Source organism: Caloramator proteoclasticus DSM 10124 (assembly GCF_900129265.1).
Taxonomy (GTDB): domain Bacteria; phylum Bacillota; class Clostridia; order Clostridiales; family Caloramatoraceae; genus Thermobrachium; species Thermobrachium proteoclasticum.
Genome location: NZ_FQVG01000036.1, coordinates 1 through 19,317, shown reverse-complemented (window position 1 = coordinate 19,317; position 19,317 = coordinate 1). Strand labels below are relative to the sequence as shown.

17 protein-coding genes, 1 pseudogene and 1 CRISPR repeat array are annotated in these 19,317 nt (G+C 28.2%); all 18 genes and pseudogenes read left to right on the top strand.

The features are described from left to right. Positions 1 to 324: 324 nt before the first annotated feature. The 18 genes and pseudogenes from BUB63_RS08850 (at position 325) to BUB63_RS08770 (ending at position 19,060) form a co-directional block, all read left to right on the top strand. The gene (locus BUB63_RS08850) at positions 325 to 594 is read left to right on the top strand and encodes a hypothetical protein (RefSeq protein ID WP_027309492.1); all 270 of its coding nucleotides are present in this window, start codon (positions 325 to 327) and stop codon (positions 592 to 594) included. Positions 595 to 801: 207 nt separating this feature from the next. After that, positions 802 to 1,524 carry a hypothetical protein gene (locus BUB63_RS08845; protein ID WP_073249176.1) on the top strand — a complete coding sequence of 241 codons (723 nt, stop codon included), beginning with the start codon at positions 802 to 804 and terminating at the stop codon, positions 1,522 to 1,524. A 45-nt stretch (positions 1,525 to 1,569) separates the two neighbouring features. Continuing rightward, a complete protein-coding gene (locus BUB63_RS08840; protein WP_143290267.1) occupies positions 1,570 to 2,271 on the top strand; it encodes a UvrD-helicase domain-containing protein in 702 nt (233 codons plus the stop codon). 57 nt (positions 2,272 to 2,328) lie between these two features. Then, the gene (locus tag BUB63_RS08835) at positions 2,329 to 3,375 is read left to right on the top strand and encodes a 3'-5' exonuclease (RefSeq protein WP_073249172.1); all 1,047 of its coding nucleotides are present in this window, start codon (positions 2,329 to 2,331) and stop codon (positions 3,373 to 3,375) included. A 16-nt stretch (positions 3,376 to 3,391) separates the two neighbouring features. Next, positions 3,392 to 4,063: a coiled-coil domain-containing protein gene (locus BUB63_RS08830; RefSeq protein ID WP_027309494.1), complete on the top strand. Its 672-nt coding sequence runs from the start codon at positions 3,392 to 3,394 to the stop codon at positions 4,061 to 4,063. Between the two features lie 208 nt (positions 4,064 to 4,271). Then, complete coding sequence (gene cas6 / locus BUB63_RS08825) at positions 4,272 to 5,183, top strand: CRISPR system precrRNA processing endoribonuclease RAMP protein Cas6 (protein ID WP_027309495.1); 912 nt, start codon at positions 4,272 to 4,274, stop codon at positions 5,181 to 5,183. 35 nt (positions 5,184 to 5,218) lie between these two features. Continuing rightward, positions 5,219 to 6,379 (top strand): helix-turn-helix transcriptional regulator, encoded by a 1,161-nt coding sequence (locus BUB63_RS08820; protein ID WP_073249171.1) that lies wholly within the window; start codon positions 5,219 to 5,221, stop codon positions 6,377 to 6,379. Continuing rightward, positions 6,372 to 7,370 (top strand): helix-turn-helix transcriptional regulator, encoded by a 999-nt coding sequence (locus tag BUB63_RS08815; protein ID WP_073249169.1) that lies wholly within the window; start codon positions 6,372 to 6,374, stop codon positions 7,368 to 7,370. Before BUB63_RS08820 ends, BUB63_RS08815 begins: the two co-directional genes overlap by 8 nt. Position 7,371: 1 nt before the next feature. Next, positions 7,372 to 8,256, top strand: coding sequence for a hypothetical protein (locus BUB63_RS08810; RefSeq protein ID WP_073249167.1), 885 nt, complete (start codon positions 7,372 to 7,374; stop codon positions 8,254 to 8,256). Further along, complete coding sequence (locus tag BUB63_RS08805) at positions 8,246 to 9,352, top strand: hypothetical protein (protein WP_073249165.1); 1,107 nt, start codon at positions 8,246 to 8,248, stop codon at positions 9,350 to 9,352. Before BUB63_RS08810 ends, BUB63_RS08805 begins: the two co-directional genes overlap by 11 nt. 201 nt (positions 9,353 to 9,553) lie before the next feature. After that, positions 9,554 to 10,090, top strand: a complete 537-nt coding sequence (grpE, locus tag BUB63_RS08800; RefSeq protein ID WP_073249163.1) for a nucleotide exchange factor GrpE — start codon at positions 9,554 to 9,556, stop codon at positions 10,088 to 10,090. Then, entirely contained in the window at positions 10,091 to 11,812 is a 1,722-nt protein-coding gene (locus BUB63_RS08795; RefSeq protein WP_073249161.1) for an Hsp70 family protein, read from the top strand. A gap of 11 nt (positions 11,813 to 11,823) precedes the next feature. Beyond that, positions 11,824 to 12,801 carry a tetratricopeptide repeat protein gene (locus tag BUB63_RS08790; protein WP_073249159.1) on the top strand — a complete coding sequence of 326 codons (978 nt, stop codon included), beginning with the start codon at positions 11,824 to 11,826 and terminating at the stop codon, positions 12,799 to 12,801. Further along, positions 12,802 to 13,992, top strand: a complete 1,191-nt coding sequence (locus BUB63_RS08785; protein WP_073249157.1) for a J domain-containing protein — start codon at positions 12,802 to 12,804, stop codon at positions 13,990 to 13,992. 23 nt (positions 13,993 to 14,015) lie between these two features. After that, a pseudogene (locus BUB63_RS14110) lies at positions 14,016 to 14,153 on the top strand (hypothetical protein); the annotation flags it as partial. A gap of 282 nt (positions 14,154 to 14,435) precedes the next feature. Next, positions 14,436 to 15,465: a CRISPR direct-repeat array (repeat unit 37 nt; unit sequence GTAGAAATGAATATGACCTGTTTGAAGGGATTGTCAC). A gap of 128 nt (positions 15,466 to 15,593) precedes the next feature. Then, positions 15,594 to 16,781, top strand: a complete 1,188-nt coding sequence (locus BUB63_RS08780) for a hypothetical protein (RefSeq protein WP_051350749.1) — start codon at positions 15,594 to 15,596, stop codon at positions 16,779 to 16,781. Positions 16,782 to 16,923: 142 nt separating this feature from the next. Then, positions 16,924 to 18,561 carry a hypothetical protein gene (locus BUB63_RS08775; RefSeq protein WP_073249156.1) on the top strand — a complete coding sequence of 546 codons (1,638 nt, stop codon included), beginning with the start codon at positions 16,924 to 16,926 and terminating at the stop codon, positions 18,559 to 18,561. A 13-nt stretch (positions 18,562 to 18,574) separates the two neighbouring features. After that, on the top strand, positions 18,575 to 19,060 hold the full coding sequence (locus BUB63_RS08770) for a hypothetical protein (protein WP_143290266.1): 486 nt from the start codon (positions 18,575 to 18,577) through the stop codon (positions 19,058 to 19,060). Positions 19,061 to 19,317: the final 257 nt, after the last annotated feature.

The window sequence follows — 19,317 nt, the reverse complement described above, 5'->3', positions numbered from 1 at the left end:
AAATGGTTTATAGCCTACCTATGAGGGATTGAAACCATATAATGAACTTGTAACAAGCAACGACAAATAAAGTTTATAGCCTACCTATAAGGGATTGAAACAACACTTCTATAATTTCTTCCTTTGGAACATCATTTGTTTATAGCCTACCTATAAGGGATTGAAACTCTTTTGCATTGTGTTTTAGACCTGTTGAATTGATACTGTGTTTATAGCCTACCTATAAGGGATTGGAGTCCTCGCTTTAGCGAGATATTTTTGTGCAATAAAAGTAATATCAACCCTCCGTATAATAAAGATATAATCTTTCGGAAGGTTGATAATATGATGTGTAGAGATTGTATACATAGGAATATATGCTCATTTAGCAATATGTTAAATTATACACTCAAAAATAGTGCACTTTCATCCTGGGTAGAAGATGTTAAGTTAGAAATAGTTAATTGTAGAAACTATGAATTCGACATAAATAGTCAATATTGGAATAGAAGTTATGAAGAAATGTTTTCATTGACTGAAGAAGAATATGAGGATTCACTATATACACTTTTAAACGAAATAGATTTTTATGATGAAATATATGGTTTAAATTAAAAAAGACCCAATAGGGTCTTTTTTATACATATTTCGAAAATATTTTATCTAATACATAAAGGAATTATTACATTTATGTAGAAATCATTAATTGAACAGTAATAAATGCAGTAACATATCTTATAACTAACAAATACATAAAGTTTAAATTTTATATGCCATACTTTATAAAAAATTTGATGAAGATAATGTATGGAGGAATAATAAATGATATTAGTTACAGAAAGAATGATGAAAAAATTACAAGAAGAGTCTGATACAAAGAAAATAAAAAAGATATATGATATGGCAAAAGCTAAACAAGAAAACTTTTTGAATGATGTAGCAAAAGGGGCAGATCATAAAAAGTTTAAAGCATTAGGGAAAGATACCAATATTTATAAGTATAGAATAAATTTAAATGAAAGAGTACTTTATACATATGGTAAAGAAATAGATGATATTGTAGACGATTATAAGAATGCAATAGTATTGATAGATTTGTGTAAACACGATGAACAGGAGAGAGTTGCAAAAAATATAAATGTTAATAATATGGCGTATAAAGAATATGCGGTAGATTTATTAGAAGAAGATGAAGAAGAAATTGAGGATATTTATGAAGATAACATATCAGATGAAAAATATAAATTTTACATTGAAGATGAAATTTCAATAGTTTTAGATGACGAGGATTATTTGAAACTAATTAACAAAGAAGATGTAAAATTAATTGAATCAATAAACAAAAAAACATATAAATATTATTTAAATAGGGAACAGTACAAATGTGTAAAAAATGATAGAACAACCATATTAAAGGGAAGTGCAGGTTCTGGAAAAACAACTGTTTTGATATATAAGCTCTTTGGTTATAAAAACACAAACTATAAAATAGCATATTTTACTTATACAAATAAGCTAAAAGAAAGTGCTAATATTATCTTTTAAAATATAAAACCAGATGAGTTTATAGCAGATGTTGAGTTTTATGAATTGCTAAGGTTTTGTATTAATACTTTAGGAATCAGTAAAGATAAAATAGTAACCTACAAAAAATTTGAAAAATGGTATACCAATAATGTTGTTAAATATACAAAAAACTATATCCATCCGATTGATTTTTGGACTGAGTTGAAAGGTGTAATAAAAGGAATTATGGGTATAAATTGGAATAGAGATGGTATAATACCTAAAGACATATTAAAAAAGGAGACTATGGAGACTTTAATTAGTGATGGCTTTATTTCTAAAAATAATAATGTGTACAAAATAAATGAATCTTCAATACAAGAAATAATTCAGCACTATTGTGATAAGGGTTATAAAAATCAGGAATTAATACAGGAAATAGAAAAATTGAGAAATTATTTTTTAAATTATAATTTTATAGATAAAATGATAAAGAGAGAAACATATTTGAGTTTACCAGCAGATTATTCTATTTTTAATGAAGATGAAAAGAATTATATATATGACTTATCTTTAAAATACCAAGCTTGGTTAGATGAAAATGGATATTATGATGAAAATGATTTGGCTATATTAGTTCTTAAAAAAATTAAAAACAATGAAATTGAAAAATATGATTATATTTTAGTTGATGAAATTCAAGATTTAACGGAGTTACAAATATTAATGTTAATTGAATTATTAAAGGATAAAAGTAACATATTTTTAGGCGGAGATGTACATTAAATTGTAAATCCAACCTTTTTTAATTTTGGACGTTTAGAAAATGGTTTAATAAAGAATATGATAAATCCAGAAAAGGTTACGTTGTCAAAAAATTATAGGAGCTATGATGGAATTGTAAGATTAGCAAATAAGATGACTGAGATTAGAAGAAAATATATAGGCTTTTTAAGTGATGATATTATTGAAGTAAGTATACGAGAAGGAAGATATCCAAGAATAACAAAATCAAATGAAGAAAATTTAAAATTAATATTAGATTTTATTAGAGAAACAGATTATGCTGTACTAATTGTGCCAAATGATGATATAAAGGTACAAATTGAAGAAAAATATAAAACGGGTGTAAATGTTTTTACAGTTCAAGAATCTAAAGGTTTAGAGTTTGACGTTGTTTTTTGCTACAATATATTATCAGAGTACAAAAATTATTGGCAAGATATATTAGATGGATTAGGTAAGCACGATTCAAAGTATAGGTATTACTTTAATTTATTTTACGTTGCAATAACAAGAGCAAGGACTAATCTATACATATTAGAAGATGATTTGGATATGAATATTATAAAAGAAATAATTAGCTATTGTGTTGAAATAAGTGATTTAAAAGATGAAATTAAAGATTTTGAAAAATCTTCGTTAGATAGTATGTATAGAAAAGCGTTAGAATATGAAGAATATGGACTTTTCCAAATGGCTATGGATATATTTAAAGAGAAAAACTATGAGCACGAATATCAAAGGTGTTTTGTAAAAAGTAAGGCTGATGAAGATGGATATGAAGTTACAGGAGATAGACTTTTATTAATGCACGAATTTAAAGATGCAGAAAGATATTATGGTGAAGCACAAAATCATTTTAAAGTTGTAAAAGCTATGCTTTTATCTGGTTTATATGCAAGCGAATTAAAGTTTAAGATTATAGATAATTATGTGAAGGCTCATAAGGTTGATCTTTATAAAGTTATGAGAGATATAGTAGAAATGATAAAGGAATATGGAATAGAAGAATTTTCAGATGCAGCAAGTAATTTTGCAAGAACGATGTCTTTTATAACAAGAGAAAGATTAGAATCTATAAGAACTTGGATAGGCTTATTATCATAAGAAGGTGGGGGTAAAAATGAATACAAAAGAAGATAATATTTTAAGACTATTAGATACCTTTGAAAAGACACAAGAAGAAGTTATGTCGATTTCTGATTCCTTTGAAAAATTTAATTATGTATTAGAAGGATTAAATGATTCCCTAAAACAACTTAAACTTTATAAGGAAACTAAAGAAACACTTGACTTATTGAGGAGTATTATAAATAAAATAGATAATTTCCCTGAAAACTTAAATAGAAGTTTTGAAGATTTGAGTTCGTTGAGCCAAGAAAATTTAGAAAAGCTTCAAAGATTAAATAAAGAAACAGATTCTATTGTAGAAGAAAAAATAAATAAAGCAGAGAATATTTATACTGATTTGGACAAAAAAATAGATCTATTAGAGGTAAGAATAAATAAATTGACTGAAAAGATGGAGCAAAGTATTGATAATATAAATAATGTATTGAGTGATTTTTTAAAAAAGAATATTGTGCTATATAAAAATATGGAAAATAGAGGCAAAAAAATTGAGGAATTAATAGAAATAATGAATAGAAGAGCAACTACAATGGATAAACTAATTCAGTATGTTGAAAAATATCAGGAAGAACAAAGATTAAAAAAGCTTAAAGAAGAAGAAATTTTAAAAAAAATAAAAAATGTAGAGATAATAAAGATTGATAATTCAAAACAAACAACTTAATTTAAAAGAATTGCATCAGAAGACTATGAATCCCTAATTCATAGTCTTTTACTATTAATTCCAATTTTATAATGCCTCTAAAATATTTAATGTACTACTCTTTTGAGGCATTTTTGACAAATTTCAAAAATATTTTATATTAATTTAAAGGAATTAATATACTTTTGTAGAAAATAGTAATTAAAAGAAAAATGTTTGGAGTGGTTTGATGTTTGATATAAAGTATATGAAATTAAATTTTAGAATTAAATTTGAAAAGTGCGGAAAGTTACCTAAATACAAGATGTCGGCCCTAAGGGGTGGAATGGGACAAGTTTTAATGAAAAAATTTTGCTTAGAGGATAAACCAAATTGTAACAACTGTCTACTAAATGAAAGATGTGCTGTAAATGGGATATTGTCACCTAAAATAGAAACAAATCTTCCTTTTATGAAAAATGTTCAAACTTCACATTCAGGATTGGTTATAGAATGTATTGATTTTAGGGAAGAGTTTTTTCAAGAGGATATTTTAGAGTTTTCAGTTCTTTTGTTTAACAACATTTTTAATTATGGTGGACACATTATATATGCCTTTGATGCTTTAGGTAAAACTGGACTTGGTAAAAACAGACTAAAATTTAGTCTTTTAGAAGTATTAAATGAAGAAAATAAGCCGATATTTAAAGATGGTGTACTTTTTAAAGAAAACATAAAACCAAGTACAGTATTAGATTATGTACAAAAAAGAAAAAGAGAATTAAGTTCAATAGATGGAATAGAATTCATCTTGCCATTAAGATTTGTAAAACAAGGAAAATTAACAGATGAAATAAATAGTAAAGATTTAATAATAGCTTTGCAAAGAAGAATAGCTATATTGAATGCAGTTAGTGGTAAAACAGTAGATATTGATGTTGATAATGTGGATAACTTTATAGAATCAACTAATTTATACTGGACAGAAAATAAAAGATATTCAAATAGACAAAAAACTAAGATGTCTTTAGGAGGTGTTTTAGGAACAATAAAGTTTAATGAAAATGTAGAGTTAATAAAGGATTTATTAATAGCCTGTGAACTTGTACATATAGGGAAAAATACAACCTTTGGGTTAGGTAAGTATATTATAAATAGCTAAAGCATTTGCTTTAGCTATTTTAAAAGGAGGAAAATATGAGGCAAAGAAGAGATGATGAGAGTTTAGGTATTGTAAAATCAAGGATTTTATATTTTTTGATAACAAACTCTAATAAGTACTCTGCAGAAGAAATAGGGTATATGTTTGGCTTTAAAAAGAGGAGAATACAGGATTTTGTTAAGGAGTTTAATGAATTAGGATACAAGATAAGTTCTGTAAAGGGAAAGTATGTTGTTGAAGAATTGCCTAAAAATGTTGTGAATATTGATTATAAATTAAACTATAGTGATTTAAAAATGGTAACTATACTTGAACATCTATCAAGGAAAAAATATGCAATAAAAAGAAAAAGATTTGTAGAAGAAATAAATATGCTGTTTAATGAAGCCCCAGCTCTTGTTCAATCTATGATAAAACAGCTAATTGATAAAGGTTATATAGTTGAGGAAAATGGCAAAATTAAAGCAGCAGATAATTTATTAGATATTTTAACAGAACAAGAACTTCAAAATTTATATATTTATTTAGAAGTAATGAAGCATTTTCATTATAAGGGATATGTATTAGATTTAATAGCAGATAAGATATCAAGAAAATTAAACATAGAAAATTCCTGTATAAGAGTTATCCCAAAAAGAAAAAGGATAAGCTACTATGATAGCTTTGTAGTTAAGCAGATAGAGGAAGCAATATTAAAAAATAAGTCACTTAATATAAAATATAGATTTAAGACAAGAACAAAGGAAATAAATGTAAAACCAGCAGGAATAATATATTCTGAAGATAAGGATTTATATTATTTAGTTGAAAAAAATAAAAACTACAGTATATATAGAATCGATAAAATTGTAGATATTGATGTTGTTGATGGTGGACTTTCTGAATTTAATAAAGAAGATTTTAAATATAACTTTGGAATAAGCATAGAAAATCCCTTTGATGTAGAGGTTCATTTTGAAAAATACTCATTTATAAAAAGAAAGTTAGATAGATACACAAAAAAGAGACAAACAGCAAGGATTGTAGAAGAAGAAAATAGATATATATTAAAGGATAGGGTAGTTGGTTTCAAAGAGTTTAAAAATTGGGTTATGGGTTTTGGAAAAAGTGCCTATGTGGTAGAGCCAGTAAAATTAAGGGATGAAATATATAATGAGATAAAAGAAACATTAGAAAGGTATGATATGAATGGATAAATTGAGTATTATGCTTAAGGTTATAGCTTCTTTATATAAGGGGGCAAAAACAATAAAAGAACTTTCTGAAGAATTAGAGTTAGATGTAGATGTAATGAGGGACATAGTTGCATTTGATTTAAAGGCAATGTCAAAGGTTTTAGGCTTTTGGGAAATTAAGCTCTATGATGAGGAAGGAAATGAATTGGATAGAGCATTGGATGAACTATATTGTTCAGATGATGAAGATATATGTTTAGATAAGTGTAGGCAGTTAATTACCGAAAATACCACGATTGAAATATGGATTGATAATATAAAGAGTATTGATATATTAAATAGATACGAGAGATTTTGCTTGTATGAACTTCTAAAGGACAGTGATAAGCAGTTTATAAAGAATATTAAGGATAAGATAACAAGCAAACTGGAGGCTGAATTTATAAAGGAATACACTATTTTAAAGGATAGAAGATTAGTCAAGCACTATAACGATATATTTAATATAGACATAGAACTTATAAATAAAATATTTGGTGCAATAAACAATAGAAGAAAAATTAATATAATAAAAGCAGAAAGAAGCATAGAATTTGTATCCCCACTGTGTCTTGTATATGATAATGATACGGATAATTGGTACTTAGAATATTTTAAAAGGGGAATAAATCATATTAGGTTAGACAATATACAAAATATTGAAGTTTTAGATAGGTGCTTTAGAGTAAATAAAGGCTATAAAGGAAGGTATAAAGTGGTTAAAATAAGAGTTTTTGATGAAAAAAATGCAAAGGATAGAGCAATTAGGCATTTATCAAGAAGAAATATAATTGAAATTGATAATGGACAAGGATATATAGATATAAAAACGAAGGTATATGAATTAAACCTTTTTAAAAGATGGGTAAGGACACTTGGCCCCTCCTGCATAATATTAGAACCAAAAGATTTGAGGGATGAGTTTAAAAATAGGCTTGAAGATTGGTTAAAAATATATAATGGGGAAGGTTAATATGGATAGATTAATAAGGGAAAGATTTGAATTAGGTGAGAGTTTAAAGAATAAATCATATAATTTAAACACAGTTTTAACAGCCCAGGAGGACTTAATAGCACATCTTTTTGCAGGGTATTTTAATAAAAATTTTGATGCCTATGATAGAGCCATAGACAGTGTATATAATTTAACCCGTGTTGGTGGTTCAGGTCTTCACCATTTGGTAGATGGTCAACATACCATCTTTGGAGCATTAAGGGCTGTAAAGGATGTATCGGAGGATGATTCCTTCTTTAAGGAGCTTTCTGAGGCAACAGAACACCTCTTTAGAGACTCTATGTCAGTGTCAGGAATAAACCCATTTATAAGTTTTACACCAGATGAGTTTAATAAGCTTGCAGAAATAGCTAAGAAATTTGGAATTTCAAAGACTATGCTGAAGGATGCCTTGACATTTAATGGGCCAGAACTTGTAGGAGGGCTATTAGGCATAACTTCTCTTATGTTTTTTTCTAAAACAAAGGATGAAGAAAGACTATCAGAACTATCTGCAGCCTATCTAATATCCTCAATTTCTGCCCTAAACCCAATACTTTTTCCATTTGCAGCCTACAAACTCATAAATGTAGTTAAGGATTCTGACCAAAAGATACAGACATTAAAGTCAGCGGGAAAAGGTGCAATTATATCAGGCACTTCAATTGCAGTATCAAGTTTGATTGGTGGCCCTATGTGGATTTCTTGCATTGCGTCAATTGGTGCAACAGTTGCAGTAAGATATGCAATAGAAAAACCTGATAAGGCCTATGAAAAGATAAAAACATCTGGTGACCTTTTGAAAAAATATATATTAAAGGCAAAGGATATTAATTTAGAGGGTGATTTAAAATATGAATATTGATGATAGAATTTTAAAACTTGATTCCTTTAAAGAGTTAGACAGAGAAACCTTTGAGGTAGTAGAAAACCAGTTTAGAGAATCTATAGGTAAAATATATAATTCAAACGAATATGAGAAAAAGATAGAGCTTTATAAACAAAAGATTATATGCCTTGAATCAATAAACCATTATAGAAAGATATTGGTGGACTTAGGACTAAGAGAAAGAGAGATAATGCGGCTATCTAAAGAGATACATCAAGAAGCCTCCCTTTTTATGATGCAAAGGATAGATGCTTTTTTAAAGGAGAGGAGGGATAAAATTATTGAACAAATAAACAGAGAGTTTGTATGGTATCAAGGATTAAAGGATGTAGCCTCTAAGGGTGCAGTAGTTTTAAACAAGGGTAAGAATATTTTAAATAAAACCTTTGAAATGGCAAATATAAATAAAAGCATAGATGTTAAGGATTTTGATAATAGAATGTTATTAGAGAGACTGCTTGATGAAAATATGGAGCAGAAGGATGTTGCAAACAATCTAAATAATATTTTAGAACAGACATTTAATTTTATTTTAGATGAATGGAATAAAAAAATAAATTTCCATATAAATGCCTTATACGAAAGGGATAAAAAAATAATAAACAAAATAAAAGAAAACAAAATAAAATTTCAAATTGACTCTACAGGTCAGATATTTATAACAGGAATAACATCAGCTGTAGTAGGAACGCTTGGTCTTGCAGCAGGTTGGCATACGCTAACCTATGCACTTGCCAATGTTTTTCCACCTATTGCTATATTTACAGCAATAGCGGTTGTTTTTTCTGGAATTTCAAATAAGGAAAAGGCTAAGGAAAGGTTAATAACGCAGGTTGAAGAGGTATTTAGAGAATATAGGAGGCAGATACTGTATTTAATAGATGAAGAGAGGTTTGAGGATTTAAACGGATACTGCATATATGATTATTTTGGATTTATAAATGATGCAATTGCCAACTACTATTTAGATAGCATAAAGAATCTTTATTTTGAAACAGATTTTGAGGAAATTAATGAAATAATCATTGCCTATGAAACACATATGGGATTGATTGAGGAGGCTTTAGGTTAAAGTTCATTTGAAACTGTGTTTAACATATATAGAAATTAATGTGACCTGCTTGAAGGGATTGATAGCTCCAGTTATGGGGCTATTTTTTTATTTAAAACAAGCGTCCTTAATTTTTTAAGGATGCTTGTTTTTTAAATACAACTTGTGCAATAAAAATATTTTCAGATGGTGGTTTAATTAAAAATGTGGGAGGTGACAAATTTGGATATATTAAGTGAACTGTATAAAATATCACAGTTAAGTTTTGATGAAGAAGAGGCTTCAATATTTCAATTAAATGCATCCCTTAGAGAAAGTGCAGAAATATCTAAAATGATAAAGAAAAACATACAAAAGACTGACACAATTTACTACAAACTTGATGAGATATCTAACTTAAATGAACAATTAAAGGAACATACAAATCAAATAAATGAAATGGTTAAGGGATATATAAGAATATTTGATTTTATTTGGGAAATGCATAGGTTTTCTAAAGAACAATCTCCAGAAATTTTAGATTACATACAAAGTATTTTGGAAAAGATTGAGGTTGAAATGAAAAAAGTAGGTATATTCATAGACAATCCTAAAAATCAAAAATATCAAACAAAACTACACGAAATAATAGCAACTCAGGAGGTGATTGGCTTTGGAAATGAAATAATATTAGATGTATTAAAGGTTGGTATTAATTTTAAAGGAGAAATAATAAGAAAGGCTCAGGTAATAACAAATTTAAATAAGGAGGAAATATAGATGGCGGTAATAGGAATAGATTTAGGAACATCAACAAGTGAAATAGCAGTTTATAAAGATGGTAAGGTAATCGTTATACCAAATGATAAGGGAAACAGAATAACTCCATCCTATGTAGGTATAAGCACAGATGGAGAGATGATATTTGGTGAGGATGCAAAAAGCCAATACTTAGGCAGACCGCAGGATACTGTTAGAGAATTTAAAAGGCTTATGGGAACAGATGAAAGTGTAAAGCTTGGTGGGAGAGAATATAGACCTGAGGAAGTATCAGCACTTTTGCTGGGTTATTTAAAAGGATGTGCAGAGGAATATCTAAAGGAAACAATAGAAGAGGCAGTTATAACTGTTCCAGCAAATTTTGATGATAATCAAAGACAAGCCACTATGCTTGCTGCAAAAATTGCAGGTTTAAAATGTGAAAGAATTATAAATGAACCAACAGCAGCAGCTATGGCCTTTGGCATAAAAAATATGGACAAGGATATGCGTGTTCTTGTTTATGATTTTGGTGGTGGAACATTAGATGTAACTGTATTAAAGATGTTTGAAGGAATATTAGATGTTGAAACATCCTATGGGGACACAAAGCTTGGTGGAAAAGATTTTGATGAAAAGATGATGAATATTATAACAAGAAAAGTTTATGAAAAAAATGGAGTTAATTTAGATAGGAATAACTTGATAGTTTTATCCAAGCTTAAGGAGGCTGCTGAAAGGGCAAAGATAGATCTTTCCTTTGTGAATGAAACTACAGTAACTTTAGAAAACATAGTTTTAAATGGGAAGTTAGTTAATACACAGATAAATATAACAAGAAGGGAATTTGAAGATGAAGTTATGGATTTGGTTGAAAAATCTGGGGTTGTTATAGATAAAGCACTAAAGGATAAGGGATTAACTTATGAAGATATAGATTTTGTTCTAATGGTTGGAGGAACCACCAGAATTCCTGTTGTAAGAAATTATGTGAAGAATAAATTAAATAAGAATATAAGAACTGAAATAAATCCAGATGAAGCTGTATGTATGGGTGCGGCAATTCAAGCAGCAATTAAAGCAGGTGTGATATCAGAGGAAAATAGCTTAGTTATAACGGATGTTTGTCCGTTTAATTTAGGAACTTCTTGCGTAACAGAGGTAAATGGAATGGAAGTTGCAGGAATTTTAAGCACTATAATAGAAAGAAATTCAACAGTTCCTATAACAAGAAGTCAAATATATACAACTGCTATAGATTATCAAACAGAAATGAATATAGATATATATCAAACATTAGATAATAACTGTATATGGGCAAAGGATGCAACATTGATTGGACAGTTTATGTTAGACAATATACCTGCAAGACCAAAGGGAGAAGAAGCTATTAAAATTGAATATAGCTACGATATAAATGGAAATATAAAAGCCGTAGCAGAGGTTTTAAGTACAGGACATAGAAGACAAATAGAAATAAAAAGAGCAATTAATATGCAGGATGTAGTTCAAAATGAAGTAGCTGCTGTTTTAGATAATTATAAGGAGTGTAATCTATATAAAAAGTATAAAATGACAATTGAAGGTGCAGAAAAGAGGTTGAATACCTTAGGTGAATCTGAAATTAAGAAAGAGCTAATGAGACTATTAAATGAACTAAAACAATACATAATACAAGATGATGAGGATATGGCAAATGAAATTGAAGGAGAAATAATAGACCTACTTTTTGATATAGATTAGGGGGAGATAATATGGACTCCAAAAGCTATAATAGAATTTTAAATTTAATAAAGGATAAAGAAAACCCTGCAGCTTTAAATGCTGCAGGTGTATTATTAATCTTTTATGAGTATTTTGAAGAGGCATATGCAATTTTGAATTTCAATTTTGATGCAAATGGAGATGAATTTGCAAAAAAATATTTAAAAGAGTTTTGGTTAATAAAGGAATATATAAAGGATTTTAATAGAGCATTAGAGTTAGCAAATAAAAAAGATTATAGATATGCACAGAAGATATTAGAGTTTTACTACAATAAAGGACTTATGACAATAAGTGGTTTTAAGCTTTTTATGATATGTCTTTTTAAACGTAGAAGATTTAAAGAATTTAGAAGGGTTAATGAGGAGATAAAATCTTTAGGTTTTGATATTGATTTTGATAAATATATACAACATCTAAACTTTAAAATAAAGAGTCTATTATTTACATCATCAATTATTCCATCAGTATTAGTTGGTGCTTATATAGTAAAATCAAACTCAAAAACAGAAGTTGTTTATAGGGACTTACCACAGGAGAAGCAGATAGTTTATAAATACGTAGAAGATGATTCTTCTAAAAGGTTAAAGGATGTACTTGGAAGTCAATTGGAAAGTAGTCTTTATAAGAATGGATTAAAGATGTATAAAAATAAACGATATGACGAGGCATATAATTATTTTAAACTTGCCTATGAATTTACAAGTAATAGTTATATAAAGCAACATACTTTGTTTTTATTAGCAAAGGTTTCCAAAAATTTAAAAAGAGATGACGCTGTAGTCTATTATAAGGAATATGTAAGAGAATTTAAATATGGATGTTATTATGATGAGGCACTTTATGACTTGTTTTTTTTATTGTACGAAAAGGGACAAGTTGAGGCAAAAGAATATGCAAATATGATAGATAGAAGGAGTATTTTCTTTAACAATAAGATAAAAAGAATAATAGGTGGTGGAATTTAGATGCAAAACTATTATGAAATTTTACAAATAAAAAAAGGGGCGTCTTCAGAAGAAATTAAAAAGGCCTATGCAAGACTTTTAAGAAAATATCATCCTGAAAGGGATGAGGAAAATTTTAAAAGAATAAGGGAGGCTTATGAAATATTAAGTAATCCTGAAAAGAGAAGGGAGTACGATTTTCAGTTAGAATATGGAGATGAATTTTTAGAAACCCTTCAGGAAGTAGAGGAGTTAATTGAGTTAGAGGAGTATGAAGAAGCAATAGGTAAATTAAAAAGGATGACTTTTATAAAACCAGATGATGAAAGAATATGGGTAAAATTAGCAGAGGTCTATTCTAAGGATGGGAGAATAGAAGAAGCAACGGAGATTTTGCAAAAGGCACTTAATTATATAAACAATTCCGCTTTAATTTATTTTATGTTAGGAGTATGTTTTGAAGTTACAAAAAATCTTGAAAGAGCAGAGTTTTATTTTAAAAAGGCATTAGAGATAGAAAAGGATTTTTATATATATGAAAAGTTATATTTTATTTATATATTTGAAAATAAAAAAATAGAAGCAAATAGAATACTGAGTGATATGTCAAAGCTTGAACTTAATGATTTTAATTTAATAGATTATAGATTATTGTTAATAAAACATAATGCAATAACTCAAACATCAATTAATGAATGTGAATGTAGAGTAGGAATATATGTTAAAGAGTTAATTGAATCAGCAGAGGAAAGGGAAGAAACAAAAGCATATCTAATTAATCAAATTATAAATGAATTGAAGTTTTATGATGAAACGGAATTAATATTTGGTTTGTACTATTGCTGGAAGATTCTTTATTTTATTACAAAGGATAAGGGTGCAAAGGAAAGATATGAATTTTTAAAGGATATTCTATTTAAGAATAGCAATAAAGAAAATAAAGAATATGAAAAACAAAATTTAAATGAAAAGAGGGATATTACACCAAAAGAAACAAAGTCTTATGTAAATAATGAAAATAAAAATGTACAATCTACATCAACTACAAACAGTTCTATATATACATTAAATAATGATAATAAAAAAATTCAAAATAGCAGTTCAGATAATGTTCCCTGGGGATGGATTATTTTGTTTTTATTTTTAGCAAGCATAGGGCCAGTTGGCATTATATTGTTTTTTGTGATTTTATATTTTGCAAAGAAAGATTAAAACTTAAATAAGAATTAGATAAGAAGATAAAAAGTATTGAAAAGAAACTAAATAATGTTTTCAATATAATGAATACAGATGAAATTAGTATTGAAATAGGAAAATTAAAGCGAGTAAATAAAGATGGAAATATTAGTTGGATTGTAGAAATAGACTTTTAGTGTTTTACATATTTGACATATTAAATTATTAAGAATATAATATATGTAAATAATAGGTTTTTGTATACAGAGTTTGTATACAAAAACCTATTTGACCCCTTATACATAGGGGGGTTTTTTGAAATCTTATTTAAATTAGATATTTCAATGGGTAGAGTACATTAAAACTTTTATACATACCCTGTATAAGACTTAATTTAGCTGGTAAATTAACAACTTTTTTGGGGGTTTTGAAAACAGCCTCCTTCAGCCCAGATTTTTCAAGGGATCAAAAAGGGTGCTGTAGAAATGAATATGACCTGTTTGAAGGGATTGTCACTATATACAACGCTACTTGGCCTACAACCAAAGAGTCTACTGTAGAAATGAATATGACCTGTTTGAAGGGATTGTCACCATAAGCCATTGCCTCTCTGCGTGTCGCGAAAGGCATTTTGTAGAAATGAATATGACCTGTTTGAAGGGATTGTCACTATATACATACTAATCTACCTCCAATACTATTTTTAGAGTAGAAATGAATATGACCTGTTTGAAGGGATTGTCACTTCATTTCTGCTGGCGCATGCATCACCCCCTTTCCGTATGGTAGAAATGAATATGACCTGTTTGAAGGGATTGTCACCCTTAGCAGCAGCTAGGGCCTTGGCTGCAGCCTTGGCCTTGGTAGAAATGAATATGACCTGTTTGAAGGGATTGTCACACTGCTGGGATAGCTAAGGCCTTTTCTGGATTTGCCTTAGTAGAAATGAATATGACCTGTTTGAAGGGATTGTCACTTCTTTTCTCTTTGCCTTAGCCTCTCTCATTGCCTTGGCTCGTAGAAATGAATATGACCTGTTTGAAGGGATTGTCACATTGTTAGGACACAGACATTTTTCTCTTTGATTAGCTGTGCGTAGAAATGAATATGACCTGTTTGAAGGGATTGTCACTTTCACCATGGCTAGAGACTTAATCATTATCTTTCTTTTGGTAGAAATGAATATGACCTGTTTGAAGGGATTGTCACCTTCTGGGTTAGCCTTGACTAACTTGGCGACTTTCATGTAGAAATGAATATGACCTGTTTGAAGGGATTGTCACGCTGCGGCAAGCCTTTCCAATCTTTGTGATAATGCCATGTAGAAATGAATATGACCTGTTTGAAGGGATTGTCACTTTTCTCTTATCCATATTTTTTCCCCCTTTCATGGCTACGCGTAGAAATGAATATGACCTGTTTGAAGGGATTGTCACGTTCAGCCTTCTTCTTCATCCACTCACCGTCAACTAGTAGAAATGAATATGACCTGTTTGAAGGGATAGATAGCTCCAATTGAGGGGCTATTTTTTTTGTAGAGAATAGAATAAAAGTCTGTAATTTAGAGTTAAAAGGAAAATAGGCTTTTATGTAGAAAATTATTATATAGAAATCTACATAACAAGGGGGGGAAAATAGTGTCCCAAAATGAGAATAAAGCTAAATTTAATAAAGTTATAATTACAGGTGGAACATCTGTATTTGGCTATAACAACTATTTAAAGGAAATGGCTGTGGATATTGGTGAACTAAATATTTTATTAAAAAGAGGACAAGTTACCTTAGAGGATGCAATAAAAAAGTGCAAGGATAGACAATTCCCTGTAGATGAGGGATATTACAAAAGAATAAGTGCAGAGTTTTCAGTAATAAATGAGCTTAAAAATGCAGGGCATTTAAGTGAACAATTTGATGTGACTATTCTTCATACCGATACAAAGGATGGCTGTTTAGCAGCAGAAATAAATAGAAAAATAATAGAACAGCAATTTAACACAAAGGTAAAGCTTGTGAAGGTGGAAAATTTAGATGTATCAAATAGTAGAAAGCTTAGAGAGAATTTAGGGGACTTTATGGAAAAATTATCAAGGGAATTGGTACAATCATATAAAGAATATACATTTTTTGCTCCAATTGGGGGATATAAATTGATGACATATTTAGGGTATGTTGTAGGTTCCTTCTATGGTTATGAAACTGGATATTTATATGAGGAAAATCAAGTTTTAATAAAGATACCACCAATGCCTATTAAGATAGATATAGAATGGATATTAAAAAAGAGGGACTTATTAATTAAATTATTAAAAGATGAAATAGTTTATTTTTCAGATTTAGAAGAAAAAGATAAAATTTTTATAAATGAGAATTCATTTTTCTTTGAAAGGGTTTCAGATGAAAATGACCAACTTGTTTCTCTAAATGCCTATGGAGAATTTATCTTAAAAGATTATTTATTTACAAGAAAGCTGGTTTCAAGGGATTTAATCTATATGTTTGATGACGCAAAATACAGAAATCATATACAATCTAATCTATTAAACTTAATAAGCAAAGTAAAAAGTTTTTATAGGGATGGAAATAAAGGAAAAAATATTATAGGAGAAATAATGCATAATAAAGAATGGGGATTTGATAAGCCATATTTATATAAAGGAGATTCTAATGGAGAACTTGTATTTAGGTGTTTATGGGACTATGACTTTAATAATGATGAGATAAAAATATTTGAAATTTGGACAAACCACGCAGATTATGAGAGGGAATGTGCAGCAATATCCAAAAAAGGTTATAATAAAAATCAAGATATGGTAGAGATAGATTAGACAATGAGTAAACAAAAGGTGTTAGACACTTTTTGTTTACTCATTTTTTGTGCAATAAAAATAATATATAAATTTGATATTTTAAAAAGGAAATGATTTGTATATAAAGAATCTTTAACATATAAAGATAGGAGGAATAATTATGCATTACATAATTTTAAGAGTATTTGATGATTTTAATTTGAATTCCAACTTTTATCAACTAAGCAAGGAAAACACTAAAATAGTAATAGATATGTTTGGCGATATAATAAGAAACTTAAAAGCAAAATGGGTAGTTTTATATTATATAGGAAAATATGCATCAGATACCAATGTATATTGTTGTTCATTTAAAAGGTTAAGTATAGTTAATGGTAGATTAAGAATAGAATTTGAAAATAAAAAGAAGGAATTGAAGCATAAAAATAGTGAGTTTAATGCAGAGTTATATGGTTTGTTAGTTAGAAATGGAGTAATAAAAAAAGATGATCGTATGCCCTATATGATATTTTTAGTTGAAAATGATAGAAGCAATTTAAATAGAAGTTTAAATAAAACAAAAATAATGAAAAATGATAAAACAATAGAAGAACTTAAGAGGGAGAATGATTGGGAAGGTTTATATAATACATTAGGTTCATTGGAGGAAGCAAGAAATTCAGAAAAATGGAATGATGCAGAATATTTATCTGAAGTAGCCTTTGCAGCAACTCAATTAGGATTTTTAGGAAAAATAGATAAAAAAATCTTAAAGGATAAAGAAAAAAGAAAAGAGCCACTTGAGAAACTTGCAGAGTACAGAGAAACTGCGGAAATACTGTATAAAAGATGTATTGAAATAGATAAAGATAATGAAGTAAGATACCTTGATGGTTTAGGCTTTATTAAATATCAATATGTTTTAGATTGCTTAAATTATAGAGCTGATAATTCCCAAAATATAAAAGAATCTTTTTTTGAAGCTGAAAGATATTACAAGGAAGTTTTGAAAATAGATGAATCAAGAATAAAAAATTTATATAGGCTTGGTTACCTTTATGTAGATAAATCTAAAATGGTATTTCGCAATCAGGAAGATAATAATCAGAATGTAGATTTAAATAAAAACTATGTTATAAAATACCAAAAGGAAGGAGTAGAGTATTTACTTAGTGCAATTAAAGTTTATGAAGCAATGAAAGATGAGTATGAAAGAAAGAAATTTAGAAATGAATACTTAAAATCCTATTATACATTAGGTTCCTATTATGCAGATAAGGTTAAATTGGATTTTAATAAGTTTAGAAATTTAGTTAATGGAAATGAAAATATTTCAAGTAACTATTATAAAGACAATATTAAAAAGGCATATACTTATCTTTCAAAATGTTTTGAACTCCAATATGGTGAAGGAGTAGAAAGTATTTTTAATGAAAATTTTGAATACAAAATAAGAGAAACCTATAAAAATTGGACAAATGAACCCATAGAAGTCCTCTATTGGTTTGGTATTACTTATATGGGTATGTATATATGTAATAGAGGAACGAATGTTTCAAGGGAAGAACAACAAAAATATGTTCAAAGGTCAAAAGCCTGCTTTGAATATGCAATAAAGCTTAACTGGGTGGAGGTAAATAAAAAAACACCTAAGAATTATATAGAGGAAAAACTCGCAAGACTCTATATTTTAAATGGGGAATATGATAAGGCAGTAAAACTATTAGAAAAGTATAAAGATAAGAAGGGGGTTCAAGATTATATAATTAATACTTTCAATTTTGCAAAGTGGCTTGCAGATAATAAGAAAATATCCTAAAGGGTGGGATGATATGTATATAAATCAGGGCAAAATGCAATTTGAAAACGATGAGATAAAGGAATTGTTTGGAATAAAGGATGGGGAAAAGGACTTCCCCATCTATTTACAAAATATAATAGTTGATTTAATTTATAAGGAAATAGGACTTGTAAGAACAAATAATGACATTTTTTCAAGCCTAAGTAGAATAGATAAAAATGTAGTTTTAGATGTAATACAAAATATAGAAAGTATGTACAGTCTTATACAAAAAACAGATTACAGCAACAAATATTTAACTTATCTTTGGTACTACCTTCCGAACAACATATATAAAGTATGGGCACCTTTGATAGATCTTGCAACTTTAGGAGAATTAAAAACCAATATAAAAATATTAGATATAGGAACAGGGCCAGGTTCACTTCCTATTGGAGTTATTGAACTTTATAAGGTTTTGGCAGAAAAGTTTGGTGAACAAAAATTTAACCTGAATTATTCACCAACCAAAAATTAAACTGAAAAATATTTATAAGAAATCTTAGTATAATTGTTATATGAATAAAATTTTCATAAATTACAGATATTTACATTAAAGAAGAATAGATTTCACCTATAGTATAAAATTTTACTTTTTGAACTTATCAAAGAACAATAATAAAAGAATTTCATTCTAACTTGTGAATATTTGCTACAATCTCATAAAAATCATTTTTATATGCGTAGCTACTGCAAAGCTTAAATATTATGTAGCGACTACTTCTTACTATTCTT

Excerpts from the sequence above, each read along its gene's own strand:
- BUB63_RS08790 (WP_073249159.1), top strand. The coding sequence starts at position 11,824 with ATGGACTCCAAAAGCTATAATAGAATTTTAAATTTAATAAAGGATAAA.
- BUB63_RS08845 (WP_073249176.1), top strand. The coding sequence starts at position 802 with ATGATATTAGTTACAGAAAGAATGATGAAAAAATTACAAGAAGAGTCT.
- cas6 (WP_027309495.1), top strand. The coding sequence starts at position 4,272 with ATGTTTGATATAAAGTATATGAAATTAAATTTTAGAATTAAATTTGAA.
- BUB63_RS08815 (WP_073249169.1), top strand. The coding sequence starts at position 6,372 with ATGGATAAATTGAGTATTATGCTTAAGGTTATAGCTTCTTTATATAAG.
- BUB63_RS08795 (WP_073249161.1), top strand. The coding sequence starts at position 10,091 with ATGGCGGTAATAGGAATAGATTTAGGAACATCAACAAGTGAAATAGCA.
- BUB63_RS08785 (WP_073249157.1), top strand. The coding sequence starts at position 12,802 with ATGCAAAACTATTATGAAATTTTACAAATAAAAAAAGGGGCGTCTTCA.
- BUB63_RS08770 (WP_143290266.1), top strand. The coding sequence starts at position 18,575 with ATGTATATAAATCAGGGCAAAATGCAATTTGAAAACGATGAGATAAAG.
- BUB63_RS08775 (WP_073249156.1), top strand. The coding sequence starts at position 16,924 with ATGCATTACATAATTTTAAGAGTATTTGATGATTTTAATTTGAATTCC.
- BUB63_RS08835 (WP_073249172.1), top strand. The coding sequence starts at position 2,329 with ATGATAAATCCAGAAAAGGTTACGTTGTCAAAAAATTATAGGAGCTAT.
- BUB63_RS08820 (WP_073249171.1), top strand. The coding sequence starts at position 5,219 with ATGAGGCAAAGAAGAGATGATGAGAGTTTAGGTATTGTAAAATCAAGG.
- BUB63_RS08805 (WP_073249165.1), top strand. The coding sequence starts at position 8,246 with ATGAATATTGATGATAGAATTTTAAAACTTGATTCCTTTAAAGAGTTA.
- BUB63_RS08850 (WP_027309492.1), top strand. The coding sequence starts at position 325 with ATGATGTGTAGAGATTGTATACATAGGAATATATGCTCATTTAGCAAT.
- BUB63_RS08810 (WP_073249167.1), top strand. The coding sequence starts at position 7,372 with ATGGATAGATTAATAAGGGAAAGATTTGAATTAGGTGAGAGTTTAAAG.
- BUB63_RS08830 (WP_027309494.1), top strand. The coding sequence starts at position 3,392 with ATGAATACAAAAGAAGATAATATTTTAAGACTATTAGATACCTTTGAA.